The organism is Enhydrobacter sp. (assembly GCF_030246845.1).
Classification (GTDB): domain Bacteria; phylum Pseudomonadota; class Alphaproteobacteria; order Reyranellales; family Reyranellaceae; genus Reyranella.
The window spans coordinates 2,657,298-2,672,480 of sequence record NZ_CP126889.1; the positions used below are offsets into that span (position 1 = coordinate 2,657,298).

Annotated in this window: 20 protein-coding genes; 11 read left to right on the top strand and 9 right to left on the bottom strand. The window is 66.5% G+C overall.

All coding sequences use genetic code 11. The features are described 5' to 3' along the window. Window positions 1–2: 2 nt before the first annotated feature. Entirely contained in the window at window positions 3–935 is a 933-nt protein-coding gene (locus OJF58_RS13345) for a cation diffusion facilitator family transporter (protein ID WP_300785006.1), read from the bottom strand. 216 nt (window positions 936–1,151) lie between these two features. On the opposite strand from OJF58_RS13345, the gene OJF58_RS13350 reads away from it, so the two are divergent. Next, a complete protein-coding gene (locus OJF58_RS13350; protein WP_300785008.1) occupies window positions 1,152–1,589 on the top strand; it encodes a CHRD domain-containing protein in 438 nt (145 codons plus the stop codon). A gap of 30 nt (window positions 1,590–1,619) precedes the next feature. Here the strand turns inward: OJF58_RS13350 and OJF58_RS13355 are convergent, their stop codons facing one another. Next, the gene (locus OJF58_RS13355; protein ID WP_300785010.1) at window positions 1,620–2,021 is read right to left on the bottom strand and encodes a GNAT family N-acetyltransferase; all 402 of its coding nucleotides are present in this window, start codon (window positions 2,019–2,021) and stop codon (window positions 1,620–1,622) included. Further along, window positions 2,018–2,716 (bottom strand): alpha/beta fold hydrolase, encoded by a 699-nt coding sequence (locus tag OJF58_RS13360; protein ID WP_300785011.1) that lies wholly within the window; start codon window positions 2,714–2,716, stop codon window positions 2,018–2,020. Before OJF58_RS13360 ends, OJF58_RS13355 begins: the two co-directional genes overlap by 4 nt. Window positions 2,717–2,858: 142 nt before the next feature. On the opposite strand from OJF58_RS13360, the gene OJF58_RS13365 reads away from it, so the two are divergent. The 3 genes from OJF58_RS13365 (at window position 2,859) to OJF58_RS13375 (ending at window position 5,850) form a co-directional block, all read left to right on the top strand. Next, window positions 2,859–4,064 carry a cytochrome P450 gene (locus tag OJF58_RS13365; RefSeq protein ID WP_300785013.1) on the top strand — a complete coding sequence of 402 codons (1,206 nt, stop codon included), beginning with the start codon at window positions 2,859–2,861 and terminating at the stop codon, window positions 4,062–4,064. 114 nt (window positions 4,065–4,178) lie between these two features. Next, on the top strand, window positions 4,179–4,805 hold the full coding sequence (locus OJF58_RS13370) for a glutathione S-transferase C-terminal domain-containing protein (protein WP_300785015.1): 627 nt from the start codon (window positions 4,179–4,181) through the stop codon (window positions 4,803–4,805). A gap of 79 nt (window positions 4,806–4,884) precedes the next feature. Further along, window positions 4,885–5,850: a nitronate monooxygenase gene (locus OJF58_RS13375; protein ID WP_300785264.1), complete on the top strand. Its 966-nt coding sequence runs from the start codon at window positions 4,885–4,887 to the stop codon at window positions 5,848–5,850. Here the strand turns inward: OJF58_RS13375 and OJF58_RS13380 are convergent. Beyond that, a complete protein-coding gene (locus tag OJF58_RS13380) occupies window positions 5,842–6,108 on the bottom strand; it encodes a hypothetical protein (protein WP_300785017.1) in 267 nt (88 codons plus the stop codon). The two genes, OJF58_RS13375 and OJF58_RS13380, sit on opposite strands and share 9 nt — an antisense overlap. A 281-nt stretch (window positions 6,109–6,389) precedes the next feature. Here OJF58_RS13380 and groES point away from each other — a divergent pair, with 281 nt between their 5' ends. The 3 genes from groES (at window position 6,390) to OJF58_RS13395 (ending at window position 8,978) form a co-directional block, all read left to right on the top strand. Further along, the gene (groES, locus tag OJF58_RS13385; protein ID WP_300785019.1) at window positions 6,390–6,704 is read left to right on the top strand and encodes a co-chaperone GroES; all 315 of its coding nucleotides are present in this window, start codon (window positions 6,390–6,392) and stop codon (window positions 6,702–6,704) included. 53 nt (window positions 6,705–6,757) lie between these two features. After that, window positions 6,758–8,395, top strand: a complete 1,638-nt coding sequence (gene groL, locus OJF58_RS13390) for a chaperonin GroEL (RefSeq protein ID WP_300785020.1) — start codon at window positions 6,758–6,760, stop codon at window positions 8,393–8,395. A gap of 160 nt (window positions 8,396–8,555) precedes the next feature. Next, window positions 8,556–8,978, top strand: coding sequence for an NUDIX domain-containing protein (locus OJF58_RS13395; protein ID WP_300785022.1), 423 nt, complete (start codon window positions 8,556–8,558; stop codon window positions 8,976–8,978). Here the strand turns inward: OJF58_RS13395 and OJF58_RS13400 are convergent. From OJF58_RS13400 to OJF58_RS13415, 4 genes are all read right to left on the bottom strand, one after another. Further along, a complete protein-coding gene (locus tag OJF58_RS13400) occupies window positions 8,915–9,985 on the bottom strand; it encodes a hypothetical protein (protein ID WP_300785024.1) in 1,071 nt (356 codons plus the stop codon). The two genes, OJF58_RS13395 and OJF58_RS13400, sit on opposite strands and share 64 nt — an antisense overlap. Next, entirely contained in the window at window positions 9,985–10,278 is a 294-nt protein-coding gene (locus OJF58_RS13405; protein ID WP_300785026.1) for a DUF1330 domain-containing protein, read from the bottom strand. The genes OJF58_RS13400 and OJF58_RS13405 overlap by 1 nt, the downstream gene beginning before the upstream one ends. A 10-nt stretch (window positions 10,279–10,288) precedes the next feature. Further along, the gene (locus tag OJF58_RS13410; RefSeq protein ID WP_300785028.1) at window positions 10,289–11,155 is read right to left on the bottom strand and encodes a sulfurtransferase; all 867 of its coding nucleotides are present in this window, start codon (window positions 11,153–11,155) and stop codon (window positions 10,289–10,291) included. A 74-nt stretch (window positions 11,156–11,229) separates the two neighbouring features. Next, window positions 11,230–11,574: a hypothetical protein gene (locus tag OJF58_RS13415; protein WP_300785030.1), complete on the bottom strand. Its 345-nt coding sequence runs from the start codon at window positions 11,572–11,574 to the stop codon at window positions 11,230–11,232. Between the two features lie 116 nt (window positions 11,575–11,690). Between OJF58_RS13415 and OJF58_RS13420 the strand changes: the two genes are divergently transcribed. Further along, window positions 11,691–12,635 carry an AEC family transporter gene (locus tag OJF58_RS13420; protein ID WP_300785031.1) on the top strand — a complete coding sequence of 315 codons (945 nt, stop codon included), beginning with the start codon at window positions 11,691–11,693 and terminating at the stop codon, window positions 12,633–12,635. Between the two features lie 18 nt (window positions 12,636–12,653). Beyond that, entirely contained in the window at window positions 12,654–13,070 is a 417-nt protein-coding gene (gene mscL, locus OJF58_RS13425) for a large conductance mechanosensitive channel protein MscL (RefSeq protein WP_300785032.1), read from the top strand. Here the strand turns inward: mscL and dapA are convergent. Further along, a complete protein-coding gene (gene dapA, locus OJF58_RS13430) occupies window positions 13,067–13,951 on the bottom strand; it encodes a 4-hydroxy-tetrahydrodipicolinate synthase (protein ID WP_300785034.1) in 885 nt (294 codons plus the stop codon). The genes mscL and dapA overlap by 4 nt on opposite strands. A 97-nt stretch (window positions 13,952–14,048) precedes the next feature. Between dapA and OJF58_RS13435 the strand changes: the two genes are divergently transcribed. Next, a complete protein-coding gene (locus OJF58_RS13435) occupies window positions 14,049–14,924 on the top strand; it encodes a LysR substrate-binding domain-containing protein (RefSeq protein ID WP_300785036.1) in 876 nt (291 codons plus the stop codon). A 65-nt stretch (window positions 14,925–14,989) separates the two neighbouring features. Next, window positions 14,990–15,163 (top strand): hypothetical protein, encoded by a 174-nt coding sequence (locus OJF58_RS13440; protein WP_300785038.1) that lies wholly within the window; start codon window positions 14,990–14,992, stop codon window positions 15,161–15,163. The last annotated feature ends 20 nt before the right edge of the window (window positions 15,164–15,183 follow it).

The window sequence follows — 15,183 nt, forward strand, 5'->3', positions numbered from 1 at the left end:
CGTCACACGACCTCGGCCGGCGCCAGCCGGCAGGGATGGTCGGGATCGCCCGACTCGACCTGGATGGTGCTGTGCGCGATGCCGAACCGCTCCGAGAGCTCGCGGGCGGACCGGCCCAGCAGCCCGTCGTCGACCGGGCAGGCCGGCCGGACGAGGTGGGCCGTCAGCGCCACCTCAGTCGTGCTCATGGCCCAGATGTGGAGGTCGTGCACCTCGGCGACCCCGGGAAGGCCTGCAAGATAGGCCTCGATCGCCGGCCGGTCGATATTCTCCGGCACGGCATCGAGGGCGAGATTGAGCGACGACCTGAGAAGCGACCACGTGCCCAGCGTGATCACGATCGCGATCGCGATGCTGACCGCGGGATCGAGCCACAGCCAGCCGGTCGCCATGACCGCGAGCGCGGCGATCACGACGCCGAGCGATACCGCCGCGTCGGCCGCCATGTGCAGGAAGGCGCCGCGGATGTTGATGTCGTTCTTGCCGCCGCGTACGAACATCAGGGCGGTGACGGTGTTGATGACGATGCCGATGGCGGCGACCCAGAGGACCGTGCTCTCGGCCACAGGCTGGGGCTCGCCGAGCCGGCGCACCGCCTCCCATACGATCATGCCGACCGCGACCAGCAGCAGGATCGCATTGGCGAGCGAGGCGAGGATGGAGCTGCGCTTCAGGCCATAGGTGTGGCGCGCCGTCGGCCGTCGCCTGACGAGGGCGGCGGCCCCCCAGGCGAGCAGCAGGCCGAGCACGTCGCTGAGATTGTGGCCGGCGTCGGCCAGCAGCGCCAGCGAGTTGGCGATGAAGCCGTAGGCCGCCTCGACGGCGACGAAGCCGACGTTGAGGGCGACGCCGACGGCGAAGGCGCGGCTGAAGTCCCGCGGCGCGTGGTCGTGCGTGTGGCCATGCTCATGGCCGGCGTGCGAATGATCGTGCATGGCAGTCGGCATCGTTATAGTGTTGCATATAATTGTTCATTTGAACAATCGTTTGAATATATAGGGTTTCGCGAAGGCCGGCAAAGGGCGAGGCTGGAAGCCCGCGGTATTCAATCCTTCGTGATGGTCCCGCGGTAGCCTTCATTCGCCGCCCAAGGTGCTAAACTCCGGGCGGCCTGCTCGGTCGAGATTCTTGGAATTGAGGAGGAGCACCCCATGAGGATCGCTTTACGTTCCAGTGTCGCAAGCCTCGCCGCGGTTGCCTTTCTGGTCGCTGCGCCGGCGGCTTTCGCCGAAATGCAGCACTACACGGCGGAGCTGAAGGGCTCGGCGGAGGTGCCGCCCAACGACAGCAAGGCGACCGGCATGCTCGATGCGACCTATGACACGGCGAGCAAGAAGCTCACTTACACCGCCAGCTACTCCGGCCTGACGGGGCCGGCGACGGCGGCGCATTTCCACGGCCCGGCCGCGGCCACCGCCAATGCGGGCGTCGTCGTGCCGGTGAAGGATGTCCATAGTTCGCCGATGAAAGGAGAGGCGACGCTGACCGATGCGCAGGCCGCCGACCTCCAGGCGGGCAAGTGGTACTTCAACATCCACACGGCGGCCCACCCCGGCGGAGAGATCCGGGGCCAGGCCATGAAGAAGTAGTGTCGCTCCCGAGAGCGAGGGCCGCCGGCGTTACTTCTCGCGGCGATAGAGGAAGCAGTTGTCGGCATGGGGCATCTTGATGCCCTGATAGAAAGTCATGGCCGTCGGGGCGGAGAGAAGCAGGGTCGTCGTCATCGGCCCGCCTGCCTGTGCGCGCGTTTCCTCGATCAGGCGCCGCCCGATGCCCTGGCCCTGGCAGGCCTTGTCGACGGCCAGATCGGAAAGGTAGCAGCAGAAGCAGAAGTCGGTGAGCGAGCGGGCAAAGCCGACCAGCCGGCCGTCCTGGCGCGCCGTCACGATCAGATTGGCATGGGCCAGCATGCGCTCCACCCGGCCACGATCCTCGATGGGCCGATCGAGGCCGGACTTGTTCACGATATCGATATACTCGTCGGCGCCGAGGTAATCCTCGCGGGCATACGCTGTCGTCATGTGCTGAGCCACCTCCTGAGGGCATCCGTCACTTCGTCGGGCTTCTCGAGCGGGGACATGTGCCCGCATTCCTCGATCACAACCAGACGGGCGTTGGCGATGTCCGCCGCCATTTCCTGCGCGCGCGAAAGCGGCGTGGGCTGGTCCTGTCGTCCGACGATCACGACGGTAGGGACGTCGATCCCGACCAGCAGCGGCCGGCTGTCCGGCCGCGCCATGATGGCTTTCTGCTCACGCACGAAGCCTTCGGCGCCGACTTCCTGCGCCATGTCGAGGACGGGCTGGACCACGGTTGTATCCTTGAGGCGGGCCGGATGAACAAGGGTGGGGAGGAGCGCGGGCTGCACACCATGGAAGCGGCCGATGCGCGCCTGCTCGATGAAGCCGCGGCGCCGCGCGGTGGTTTCCGGCGCATCGGGCGTGGCCTGGGTGTCGATCAGGGCCAGCCGCTCCACGCGCCGGGGCGCGCGGCGCAGGATCTCGAAGGCGACGTAGCCGCCCATCGAGAAGCCGCCGAGCGCGAAGGTCGAGGGCGCGACCGCGAGCGCGGCTTCGGCCATCGCGCCGAGTGAATCGTGCGGGTAGAGCTCCGGCACCACGATATCGGCCACGTCGCCGAGCGCGGCGATCTGATGCTCGAAGAGACGACGTGTGTTCAGGAGCCCCGGCAACAGGACGAGAGTGGTTCGCGACATCCTTTGATCCGTCTTCGGCCGAGGGCGCTATGGTGAGCGAAATGCCATGCAGCCGGCGAGTGCGCAAGGCGGGACGAGATTCCCTCGTCGCGGCCCGGGAAAAGGACTTGACTCTCGGTCGGCGCGAAGGCGCGCTTGCCGCATGAGCGATCACATCGATGTCGGCGATCCGGCGCTCTATCGGGAGGATCGCTGGCGGCCGCACTTTGCGCGCCTGCGGCGCGAGGATCCGGTCCACTATCATCCCGAAAGCCCGTATGGGCCTTACTGGTCGGTCACGCGCTATGCCGACATCATGAAGGTCGAGCTCGACCATCGCACCTATTCGTCGGCTTCCGCCCTGGGGGGAATCCAGATCCAGGATCAGCTGCAAGGCGAGGAGCTGCCGAACTTCATCCGCATGGATCCGCCCCGCCACACCGCGCAGCGCAAGACCGTGGCGCCGATCGTGGCGCCATCCAACCTCGCCAATATGGAAGGCTTGATCCGCGAGCGCACCGCGCGCGTGCTCGACGGCCTGCCGCGCGGCGAAGTGTTCGACTGGGTCGATCTCGTCTCGACCGAGCTCACGGCGATGATGCTGGCGACCTTGTTCGACTTTCCCCAAGCCGACCGGCGCAAGCTCACCCACTGGTCCGATGTCGCGATCGCCAACGTCAAGGCGCCGGATGCCGTGGTGAGGAGCGAGGCGGAGCGCATGGCCGAGCTGCGCCGCATGGCCGATACCATGGCGGCCCTCTGGAAGGAGCGCGCCGCCCAGCCGCCCAGGTTCGACTTGATCTCGATGATGGCGCACGCCGAAGCGACGCAGAACATGCCGCTCAACGAGTTCATCGGCACCTTCGCGCTCCTGATCGTCGGCGGCAACGACACGACGCGCAATTCCATGAGCGGCGGCCTGATGGCGCTTGGCGATCATCCGGACGAATACGCCAAGGTGCGCGCCGACCGCAGCCTGATCCCGAATCTGGTCTCGGAGATCATCCGCCACCACACGCCGGTCATCCATATGCGCCGCACCGCGACGACCGACACCGAGCTCGCCGGCAAGACCATCCGCAAGGGCGACAAGGTCGTGATGTGGTACGTGTCAGGCAATCGCGACGAGACGGCGATCGAGGAGCCGGAGCGTCTCGACGTCAACCGACCCAAGGTGCGCCAGCACCTGTCGTTCGGCGCCGGCATCCATCGCTGCGTCGGCGATCGCCTGGCCGAGATGCAGTTGCGCATCCTGTGGGAGGAGATCCTGGCGCGCGATCTGCAGATCGAGATCGTGGGTCCGCCGGTGCGGCTCTATTCCAACTTCATTCGCGGCATTCGCGCGCTGCCCGTGATGCTGCGGCACTGATCACCTCCAAGAAACCGCGCCGCCAGTGCTGGCTTTGTCGGGCCGCGATCCTTGATGGAGATCGACGGAGCCACTAGCGTGGCCGATCGCTGAGACCATCCAAGGGAGTGAGCAATGAAGCTCTATTACATGCCAGGCGCCTGTTCGATCGGCATCCATGTGCTGCTGGAGGAGATCGGCAAGCCGTACGATCTGCAGAAGATCGACGGCGCCAAGCAGGAGCAGTACGGGCCGGACTTCGTGAAGATCAACCCCAAGTCGAAGGTGCCGACCCTGGTGCGCGACGATGGCTCGGTGCTGACCGAATTTCCCGCCATCGCCACCTGGCTTGCCCGCAAGAATCCGGACAAGAGCCTGCTGCCCAGCGATGCCGACGCCGAGGCGCGGGCGTTCGAGGCGATGGACTATGTCGTCTCGACCATGCACATGCAGGGCTTCTCGCGCATGTTCCGGCCGGCCAACTACGCTCCGACCGAGGCCGACCACGACAAGGTCAAGGCGCGCGGCAAGGAGATCATGGAGAAGGGCCTCGCCATCATGGACAAGGCGCTCGAGGGCAAGGAGTACGTTGCCGGCAAGTTCTCGATCGCCGATGCGGCGCTGTTCTACATCGAGTTCTGGGCGGCGGCGCGCATGAAGATGACGCTGCCCAAGAACTGCGCCGCCCACTATGAGCGCATGAAGGCCCGGCCCGCCGTGAAGCGCGTGCTGGAGCAGGAAGGCCTGGCGCAGGCGGCATAGGAGTCAGGGGAGCGCGCCACTCCAGCGGCGCATCTGCTCAACGATGAGCGCGACTGGAGTGGCGCGCACCCATGACGTCATGTCTCTTCCCGCTGCTCTGAAGTCCCGCCTCCGGTTGCCGCTGATCGCGGCACCGATGTTCCTCGTCTCGGGCCCGGCCCTGGTGAAGGCGGCGTGCCGCAGCGGCGTGATCGGTGCATTCCCGACCGCCAACTGCCGGACGGCCGACGAGCTCGACCGCTGGCTTGCCGACATGAACGACGACCAACGGCGCGCCGCCGACGAGACCGGGCGCGCACCGGCGCCGATCTGCCCCAACCTGATCGTCCATCGTTCCAATCCGCGGGTGGCCGAGGATCTGGCGTCGGTGCTGCGGGCGAAGGCGGAGATCGTGATCACGAGCGTGGGCTCGCCCGAGCCGGTGATGAAGCCGCTGAAGGACGCGGGCTCCCTGGTGCTGGCCGACGTGGCGTCGGTGCGCCATGCCGAGAAGGCCGTGGCGGCGGGCGTCGACGGCCTCGTGCTGCTCACCGCCGGCGCAGGCGGTCAGACGGGCTGGGTCAATCCCTTCGCCTTCGTGCGCGCGGTCCGCGCCTTCTGGGACGGCATCGTGGTGATGGCTGGCGGCATGTCGGACGGGCACGCGGTGGCTGCGGCCCGAACCTTGGGATGCGATCTCGCCTACATGGGCACGAAGTTCATCGCCACGCGCGAGAGCCTGGCCAAGGACGAATACAAGGCGATGCTGGTGGCGAGCCGCCTCGACGATGTCCTGCTGACCCGCGCCTTCACCGGCCTCGAGACCAACATGCTCAGGCCGTCGATCGCGGCGGCCGGTCTCGATCCCGATCAGCTGCCGGCCCGCGGCGCGATCGACATCGCCCGGGACATCAACGCCGCCGAGCGCGACAAACCCCAGGCCCGGCGCTGGAAGGACGTCTGGAGCGCCGGTCACTCCGTGTCGGGTATCGCGGATATTCCCTCGGTAGCCGAACTCGTCGAGAGAACCGCCCGCGAATACGCCGTCGCCCGACCCTCAGTGTAGATGGTACAAGCCGTTGGCGAAGCCGAACTCCGCGGGCTTGATGAGTTGCGCGCTGGCGACCCGCACGCGGTGCAGCCTGCCTTCCAGGTTTCGCTCCCAGAAATCGAGGAATTTGGTCAAATTGGGAAAACGAGGGGCAAGATCGAGATTCTGCCAGATATAGCTTTGCAGGACGTGCCGGTGGTCCGGCATCCAATAGAGAATTTCAGCAGTTGTGATCCGGTAGTCGACGAGCTGAGCAACAAAAGAACGATCCATCGATCACTCCTTGACGCGGCACTCCGCCGGGAATAGTCACGCACCCTCAACGAGATTCCAATAAAATTCGTTCCGCATCAAAGGCTTGGCAGCAATCTCGGTCGGTTGCTGCTACTGCGAGATGACTTGATGCAACTTTTTGTCCCTCGCCTTGACTCGCCCCGGGCACGACCTTAAATGCCGTACGCCTTTGGCACTCCTCGATGGCGAGTGCTGACAGGCCCGAAATCGCGGCCAGTCCCGGCCGTGCAGGCGAAACCAGGGTTTATGGAGGCAGCAGCATGAAGTTCCGTCCGCTTCACGATCGCGTCGTGGTCAAGCGCGTCGCGGAAGAAGAGAAGACCAAGGGCGGCATCATCATTCCGGACACGGCCAAGGAAAAGCCGATGGAGGGCGAGATCATCGCCGTCGGTCCGGGCGCCCGCGACGAGAAGGGCACGCTTGTCCCGCTCGACGTCAAGGCCGGTGACCGCATCCTGTTCGGCAAGTGGTCCGGCACCGAGATCAAGCTCGACGGCGTCGAGTATCTGATCATGAAGGAGAGCGACATCATGGGAATCCTCGAGGGTTCCGCCGCGGTCAAGAAGGCCGCCTGATCGCTTTCCCATCCACCAAGACATCAACACATCCATCCAAGAGGGATTGAACAATGGCAGCCAAGGAAGTCCGCTTTAGCGGCGATGCCCGCCAGCGCATGCTGCGCGGCGTCGACATTCTCGCCGACGCGGTCAAGGTGACGCTGGGCCCGAAGGGCCGCAACGTCGTGCTCGACAAGAGCTTCGGCGCGCCGCGCATCACCAAGGACGGCGTGACCGTCGCCAAGGAAGTCGAGCTCGCCGACAAGTTCGAGAACATGGGCGCCCAGATGGTGCGCGAAGTGGCCTCGAAGACCAACGACACCGCCGGCGACGGCACGACCACGGCGACCGTGCTGGCGGCGGCGATCGTGCGCGAGGGCGTGAAGTCGGTCGCGGCCGGCATGAACCCGATGGACCTCAAGCGCGGCATCGACATCGCGGTCGATGCGGCCGTCGAGGAGATCAAGAGCCGTGCCAAGAAGATCACCGGCTCCGACGAGGTCGCGCAGGTCGGCACCATCTCGGCCAACGGCGACAAGTCGATCGGCAAGATGATCGCCGAGGCGATGAAGAAGGTCGGCAACGAGGGCGTGATCACGGTCGAGGAGGCCAAGAGCCTCGAGACCGAGCTTGATGTCGTCGAGGGCATGCAGTTCGATCGCGGCTATCTCTCGCCGTACTTCATCACCAACGCCGACAAGATGATCGCCGAGCTCGACAGCCCGTACATCCTGCTGTTCGAGAAGAAGCTCTCGGGCCTGCAGGCGATGCTGCCGGTCCTCGAGGCGGTCGTGCAGTCGGGCAAGCCGCTGCTGATCGTGGCCGAGGACGTCGAGGGCGAAGCGCTCGCGACCCTGGTCGTGAACAAGCTGCGCGGCGGCCTCAAGATCGCCGCCGTCAAGGCGCCGGGCTTCGGTGACCGCCGCAAGGCGATGCTCGAGGACATGGCGATCCTGACCGGCGGTCAGCTGATCTCCGAGGATCTCGGCATCAAGCTCGAGAACGTCACGCTCGACATGCTCGGCAAGGCCAAGAAGGTCATCGTCGAGAAGGAGAACACCACGATCGTCGACGGCGCCGGCAAGAAGAGCGACCTCGAGGCGCGCTGCGGCCAGATCCGTCAGCAGATCGAGGAGACCACGTCGGACTACGATCGCGAGAAGCTCCAGGAGCGCCTGGCCAAGCTCGCGGGCGGTGTCGCGATCATCAAGGTCGGCGGCGCGACCGAGGTCGAAGTCAAGGAGAAGAAGGACCGCGTCGACGACGCCATGCATGCCACCAAGGCGGCCGTGGAAGAGGGCATCGTCGCCGGCGGCGGCGCGGCTCTGCTCTACGCGATCCGCGCGCTCGACAAGCTGCGTGCCGGCAACGACGACCAGAGGGTCGGCGTCGAGATCGTGCGCCGCGCGCTGCAGGCGCCGGTCCGCCAGATCGCCGAGAATGCCGGCTTCGACGGCGCGGTGGTGGCGGGCAAGATGCTCGACCAGAAGGACGCCAACTTCGGCTTCGACGCCCAGAAGGGCGACTACACCGACATGGTGAAAGCTGGCATCATCGATCCAGTCAAGGTCGTGCGTACCGCGTTGCAGGACGCCGCCTCGGTGGCCGGCCTGCTGGTGACGACCGAAGCCATGATCGCCGAGAAGCCGGAGAAGAAGGCTCCGCCGATGCCGCCGGGCGGCGGTGGCATGGGCGACATGGACTTCTAGGTCCAGCCGTCTTCTGAGACATGTGGAAAGGCCGGGAGAAATCCCGGCCTTTTCTTTTTGCTTGGAAGGAAGGATCCCTCGCTCACGCTCGGGATGACACCGACTTCGCAATCGGTATCGTGTCATTCCGAGCGCCAGCGAGGAATCTTTGCGACAGCCCATGCGTACAGACCCCGTTTCTGTGAAAGGCATCCTCTTCCACCAGCACCGTGTCCTCCTGTTGCTCAACGATCGCGGCGAATGGGAGCTGCCGGGCGGGCGGGCGGAGCCGGGCGAGGATCATCGAGCCGCGCTCGGGCGCGAGGTGCGGGAGGAGACCGGGCTCGATGTCGAGGTCGGCGCGCTGGTCGGCAGGCATCGGTTCGAGGTGCTGCCCCGCCGTTTCGTGCAGATCGTCGCCTACGCCTGCACGCTCGCGGGCGCCTCGGCCGTCATGCTGAGCTGCGAGCATGTCGAGATGTGCTGGGTGCCGCTGGCCGAGCTCGGCGAAACGATAGCCGGCCGTCGCTTGCCGGCCGGCTATCTCGGCGCGATTCGCCAGGCGATGTCCCAGCCGCGTGGGCCGAGCGAGCGGGTGGTCTGAACCTTCAGGAACCGATCGCAGGCGGCGGCGGCGCCCAGCCAGAGCTCGTTCCAGGCGTCGAAGGCTTTCAACGGGTCGGCAAGGACAAGGTCCCGTGCGACGCGCCATCCGACGGCGCGGACCACGACCGAATCCTGCGCTTCCGTCGTCTCGATCTCCTCGCCCTGAGCGGCAAGCACCGCCGCCAGCCAACGTCCGAAGTCGCGGGCGCTCTGCAGATCGCCACGCTCGACGTCGGTCGGCAGGTCCATGTCGCGCGCCGTCTCCTCGTGGAACTGCAGGCCGACCAGACGCCCCACGCGGCCCAGTTCCTGCTGGGCGTCGTCAACGCCCAATAGCTCCTGCAGCGTCGGCAGCATGGTGCGCAGATACTCGACGGCATAGGCGCGGAAGGTCTTGAGCCGCCGCTCTTCGGGCCAGTTCGCCGTCTCCAGCCGGGGCTGCCTGCTCCAGTCGAGGCGCGGCATCTCTTCGTCGCCGTAGGCGAAGCGCACGCGCTCCTCCTCCTTCAGTGGCCGGTCGTATTCACAGTAGTAGCCTTCGAGGCCCGGCATCCCGTCCACTGTCATGCCGGTGCAGACGAAGCCGAGACCGGGCTTGCCGAGCGACTGGCCGTTGTGGCCGTGCCAGCCGTGCAGCATCGCCGCCGACACCGAATGCGGCACGGCGGCGATGGCTGTGCCGCGCCAGATCCAGCGCGGCGGCGGATAGCGCACCCAGGCCTTGCGGTCGCTCTCGCGCAGATAGCCGGTCTTCACGCCGCCCAGCGCATTGGAGTGGTAGTGGTAGAGCGCGCAGGCGGGCGCCGGCGGCTGGTCACCGAGGCCGAGCTTCTGCAGGCCGGGCAGGAACTTCTCCAGGTGCTGGCGGCGGAAATGCCGGAACATGTACGCGCGCGCCGTCTCCTCGCCGCGCCGGGTGACGAGTCCCAGCACGAGCGCGGTCATCAGCGCATTGTAGAGCGTGCCGACGGCGCGATGGGCCGCCAGCGTCGAAGGAGACGCCATCAGCCGGAATGGCCCTCGACGGCGATGGCGCGGCATTTGCCCGCCTTCAGTCGCATGGCGAGGACAGGCTTGTATTCGGGCGAATGGTAGAAGCGCTCGAGCGACGCCATGTCGGGGAACTCGATCACCACGACGCGCGGCGGCGTCCAGTCGCCTTCCAGGCAGGTCGTCCTGCCGCCGCGCACGATGAACTTGCCGCCGAACTTGGCGATCAGGCCCGGCGTGTGCTTGCGGTACTCGGCCATCAGGGCCTCGTCCGTGGTCTCGACCTCGACGATCATATAGGCGGGCATCGCTCCTCCCTCAGCCGGTTTCCATCGGCAGACTGGCGTCGTTCGACCATTCCTGCATGGAGTTGTCGTACACCGATACGTTCTTGTGACCCAGGATCGCCGTCAGCACAAATGCATCGAGCGTGGCCGCGATGCCGCCGCCGCAGTAGACCAGCACGCGCTTGTCGGGCGCGGCACCCACGCCCTCGAAGGCCGCCCTGAGCTCGGCGATCGGCTTCAGGGCCTTGTCCGGCCCGAGCAGGCTCGCCGCCGGAACGCAGGACGAGCCCGCGATGCGGCCGGGCCGGCCGTAAGTGACGCCGCCCGTTCCCTTGTGCTGCTCGTGGCTCAGCGCGTTGAGCGTGAGCGCGCCCTTGTCGCCGATCGCCGCTTTCACCTCCTCCTTGTCGACGAAGATCCCGGGCCGGGCGCGCAAGGTGAGCGTCGCTGGCGGGTAGCTCGAGGGCTCGCTCGAGAGCGGCCGCTTCTCGGCCTTCCATTTGTCGAGGCCGCCATCGAGAAGCGCGGCATCGTCGAATCCGATCGCCCGCAGCATCCACCAAATTCGGCTCGCCCAGACCGGCGAGGCGTGGCTGTAGAGAACCACGAAAGTGCCGTGGCCGATGCCCTTGGCGGCAAAAGCCGGGGTGAGCACGTCGAGCGGCGGCAAGGTGAAGCGCAGCTTCGAGCTCGTGTCGGACAGCTCGCTGCCGAGATCGAGATAGGCGGCGCCCGGAATGTGCCCTTTGTCGTAGTTGGCGTGGCCGCTTTCGGCGTTGTAGCCGCCCTCGGGACGAGGCTTGAGGTAGGTGGTACAGTCGAAGACCCGCAGGCCGGGCGCGCCCAAACGGCGCGCGAGGTCCTCGGTCGAAATCAAGGCGGCGGAATGGACGGACATCGCGCTCTCCCTCGCTTGGGAGGGCGCAGACTAGCGTGCCCGGCGCGTCCTCGCGATGCCGACGAAGCGGATTGCTACAGCGTCTTCTGCGGCAGCGGCGGAACGGCGATCGGCTGCGAAGGTGAAGGCGAGGGCGCAGATTGCGCGGCCGGCACGCTGTCGGTCGGCGCGACGCGGGGCGCCGCCGGCGCCTTCGACGCCACCCTCTTGGTCTTCTTGTGGTGCGGCTTGGTGGCGTGGGCATGGGCCCGCTTGAGGCAGGTCGCCTTGGCGCTCTCGCTCTTCAGAGCGCTGCACGAGGCCTTGTGTTTGACGTGCTTGACCGTCGGGGTCGGGGCTGGCGGCGTATCCTGGGCGAAGGACGGGGCGGCGAAGGCAACCGCGGTCACCGCCGCGAGGCTGGCGAGCAAAAGACGCATGCGAACATCTCCCGGGCCGCTGTCGGAGGAGGGGCGGTGCGGCCTCTGATGAAAAAATATTATTTGATTTGTATCTGTTGTGTCAAATTCTTAATGTCTTGCTAAAAGCAGACAGCGTGCAGGCCATCCTCAACGTCGCCGCGCCGATCTTCGCGGTCATCCTTGCCGGCTACCTCGCGGGCCGGTTCCGCTTGCTGGGCGCCGAGGCGACGACCGCGCTCAACCGGTTCGTCAGCCTCTTCGCGCTGCCGCTCCTGTTCTTCGGCACCCTGGCGCGCACGCCGGTGGCGACGGTGCTGAACCCTGCGCTTCTCGGCGGCTTCGGCCTTGCGGTGCTCGCGACCTTCGGCCTCGGCATGCTGTCGACCCGCGTCGCGAGCCGCGGTGGCGGCGGGCTCGCGGCCATGAGCCTCCAGGGCATCGCCGCGTCGTGGGGCAATGTCGGCTACATGGGCGTGCCGCTTTGTCTCGCCGCCTTCGGCGACGCCGGGTTGCCGCCTGCCATGCTGACGGTGATCGTCACCGCCGTCGTGGCGATGGTGCTGGGCGTGATGATGATCGAGCTCGAGGTCGCGGCGGGCCATGGTCCGTTCAAGACCTTCCTGCGTGCGGCCTGGAACGTGGCGCGCAATCCGCTGCCGCTGTCGATCGCGCTCGGCCTCGCGGTCTCGGCGATCGGGCTCGAGGTTCCCGTGCCGGCCGCGAAGTTCGTCGATCTGCTGGGCGCCGCGGCCGCCCCGTGCGCGCTCTTCGCCATCGGTCTGTTCCTCGCCGACAAGTCGATCAGGCACGGCCTCCTCGAGGCCGGGCTCGCGACGCTGATCAAGCTCCTCCTGCAGCCGCTGCTCGCGGCCGTGCTGCTGTCGCTGTTCGTCGATCTTCATTCCGTGCCCGGAAAGGTGGCGCTCCTGATGGCGGCGCTACCGACCGCGGCCAACGCCTTCGTGCTGGCCAAGCAGTTCGACATCTCTATTGAGCAGAACACGGCGGCCGTGTTGTTATCGACGATAGCGTCGGTGTTCACGGTCTCGGCCGTGCTGGTCTGGCTTCGAGTCACCTGACAACAGGGAGATAGGGTCATGCTTCAGGAATTCAAGAAGTTCGCGATGCGCGGCAACGTCGTCGATCTCGCCATCGGCGTGATCATCGGCGCGGCGTTCGGCAAGATCGTCGGGTCCATGGTCGACGACATCATCATGCCGATCATCGGCTGGATCACGGGCGGGCTCGACTTCAGCAACTACTTCATCGGCCTCACCTCGGCCTCGAACCAGGCGGCGACCTACGACGCCGCCAAGAAGGCGGGCGCGACGCTGGGCTACGGCACCTTCATCACCGTGACGGTGAACTTCATCATCATCGCCTGGGTGCTGTTCCTGATCATGCGCGGCATCAACCGCCTGTTCGCCAAGCAGGAGGCGGCCGCGCCGCCGCCGCCCACCAAGCAGGAAGAACTGCTGACCGAGATCCGCGATCTCCTGAAGGCCCGGGCCTAGGCCGCGCGTCTCTCGGCGAAGACCCGGTCGAGCCGGCGTGCGAGGGCATCGGAGACGCGCGTCAGCGGCAGGCGGCACTCGGGTGACGCGATCAGGCCCTGCCGCCACAGGCAATACTTGATGGGCATCGGATTGGCTTCGGCGAACAGCAAGGGCACGAAGTCGGCGAGCGGCGCCCAGACTTGGCGTGCGCCCGCGACGTCGTTGGCCGCGAAGCGACGTCCGACCTCGACGAAGCGCTCGGTCGCGAGATGGCTTGCAGCAAGAACACCGCCGTCGGCACCATTGGCCATCATGGTGAAGTAGAGCGCGTCCTCGCCGGTGAGGACCGAGAAGCCCGCCGGCTTGCGCGCCAGAAGATCGAGCGATTGGACGATGCTGCCGGAACTGTCCTTGACGCCGACGATGTTGGCGACCTGCGCCAGCTCGATCAGCGAATCGTTGGAGAGGTTGACCGCGGTCCGGTAGGGGATGTTGTAGATCATCACCCGCCGGTCGGTCGCGCCGGCGATGGTGCGGAAATGCTGCACGAGGCCGTCCTGGCCGGGCCGGTTGTAGTAGGGGCAGACCGACAGGATTCCATCGAAGCGCAGATGGCTCAGCCGCTGCAGCGTGCGCGCGACCTTGTGCGTGGCGTTGCCGCCGATACCGACGAGCACCGGCACCCGTCCTGCCGTCACCGCCAGCGTGCGCTCGATCACCGCCTCGGCCTCGCTTTCGTCGAGCGTCGGCGATTCACCTGTCGTGCCGAGCGGCAGCAGACCGTCCGCGCCGCAGGCGAGGTAGTGCGACACCAGGCGCTCGTAGCTCGCAAGATCGACCGCGCCATCCTTGAACGGCGTCACCAGCGGCACCCACAGGCCGGAAATCTTTGTGTTCATGATCTCCCTCCGATCGCGGACAAGCTTGGCGTGCTTCAATAAATAAGAATATCGAATATTTTTGATATGATTTTTCAAGATTGGTTATGATTTGTTCATGCTTCGCAATCTCGATATCGGGCTGCTGCGCTCCTTCCTGACCGTGATCGACTCGGGCGGCGTCACGCATGCCGCGTCGGCGCTGGCTGTCAGCCAGGCCGCGGTGTCCCAGCAGATCAAGCGGCTGGAGGAGGTGCTGGGGCAATGCCTGTTCGAGCGCGAAGGGCGCCGGCTGGCGCTGGCGCCTGCCGGCGAGCGGCTGATCGCGCAGGCGCGGCGCCTCGTGGCGCAGAGCGACGACCTTCTCGCTGCCATGCGCGCGCCGCCATGCGAGGGCGAGGTCCGGCTCGGCGTGCCCTACGACATCATCGCCAGCGTCGTGCCACCGATCCTGCGCGGCTTCGCGAAAGCGCAGCCGCGCGTGCGCGTGAGTCTCGTGTGCGAGGATTCTCAGGTGGTGCGCCACGCGTTGCGATCGGGCGGCGTCGATCTCGCGCTCACGACCGAGACCGAATGCGGCCGCCACGGCGAGACCATGCGCACCGACCGGCTGGTCTGGGTGGGCGCTGCCGGCGGCGATGCCCATCTCAAGGATCCGCTGCCGGTGTCGCTCGGTGCGCCGACCTGCGTCTTCCGGCCGGTGGCGATCGAGGCCCTGGGCAAGGCGCGCCGCGACTGGCGGCCGGTCTGTGAGGTGAGCCGACTCGAGCCCGTCTATGCCGTGCTCGAGGCGGGTCTCGCTGTGGCGCCTCTGCTGCGCTCGACCGTGCCCGACCGGTTCGAGATCCTCGGCCGCGAGGCGAAGCTTCCGGCCCTGCCTGAATTCCGCATCAATCTCTATGCGCCGCCCGGCCTCGATCCCGCCGCACGCGATCTCGCCGAGCATGTGCGGGCCGCCTTTTCGAGCCGACGCGGGAAGCTCCACAACAATTGATACGATCGGGCGCTGTATGCGCAGCGCCGCGGAACCTATGCTTCGCGCGTGGTTTGGAGGTTTCGATGCGCTTCCTGCTGCGTTGGTCGATCAAGCTGTCGCTCGCGGGCCTGCTCTACATGGGCGTGACCAGCGGCGCGACAGAGACGCTGGCGGACACGCTCTTCGGCTTCAAGATGCCGGGGAGCATCCAGCATTCGGCCGATCGCGACATGCAAAGTGGTGCGTTCGGGGAATAGGAGATAGCTCGAGGGGGCGT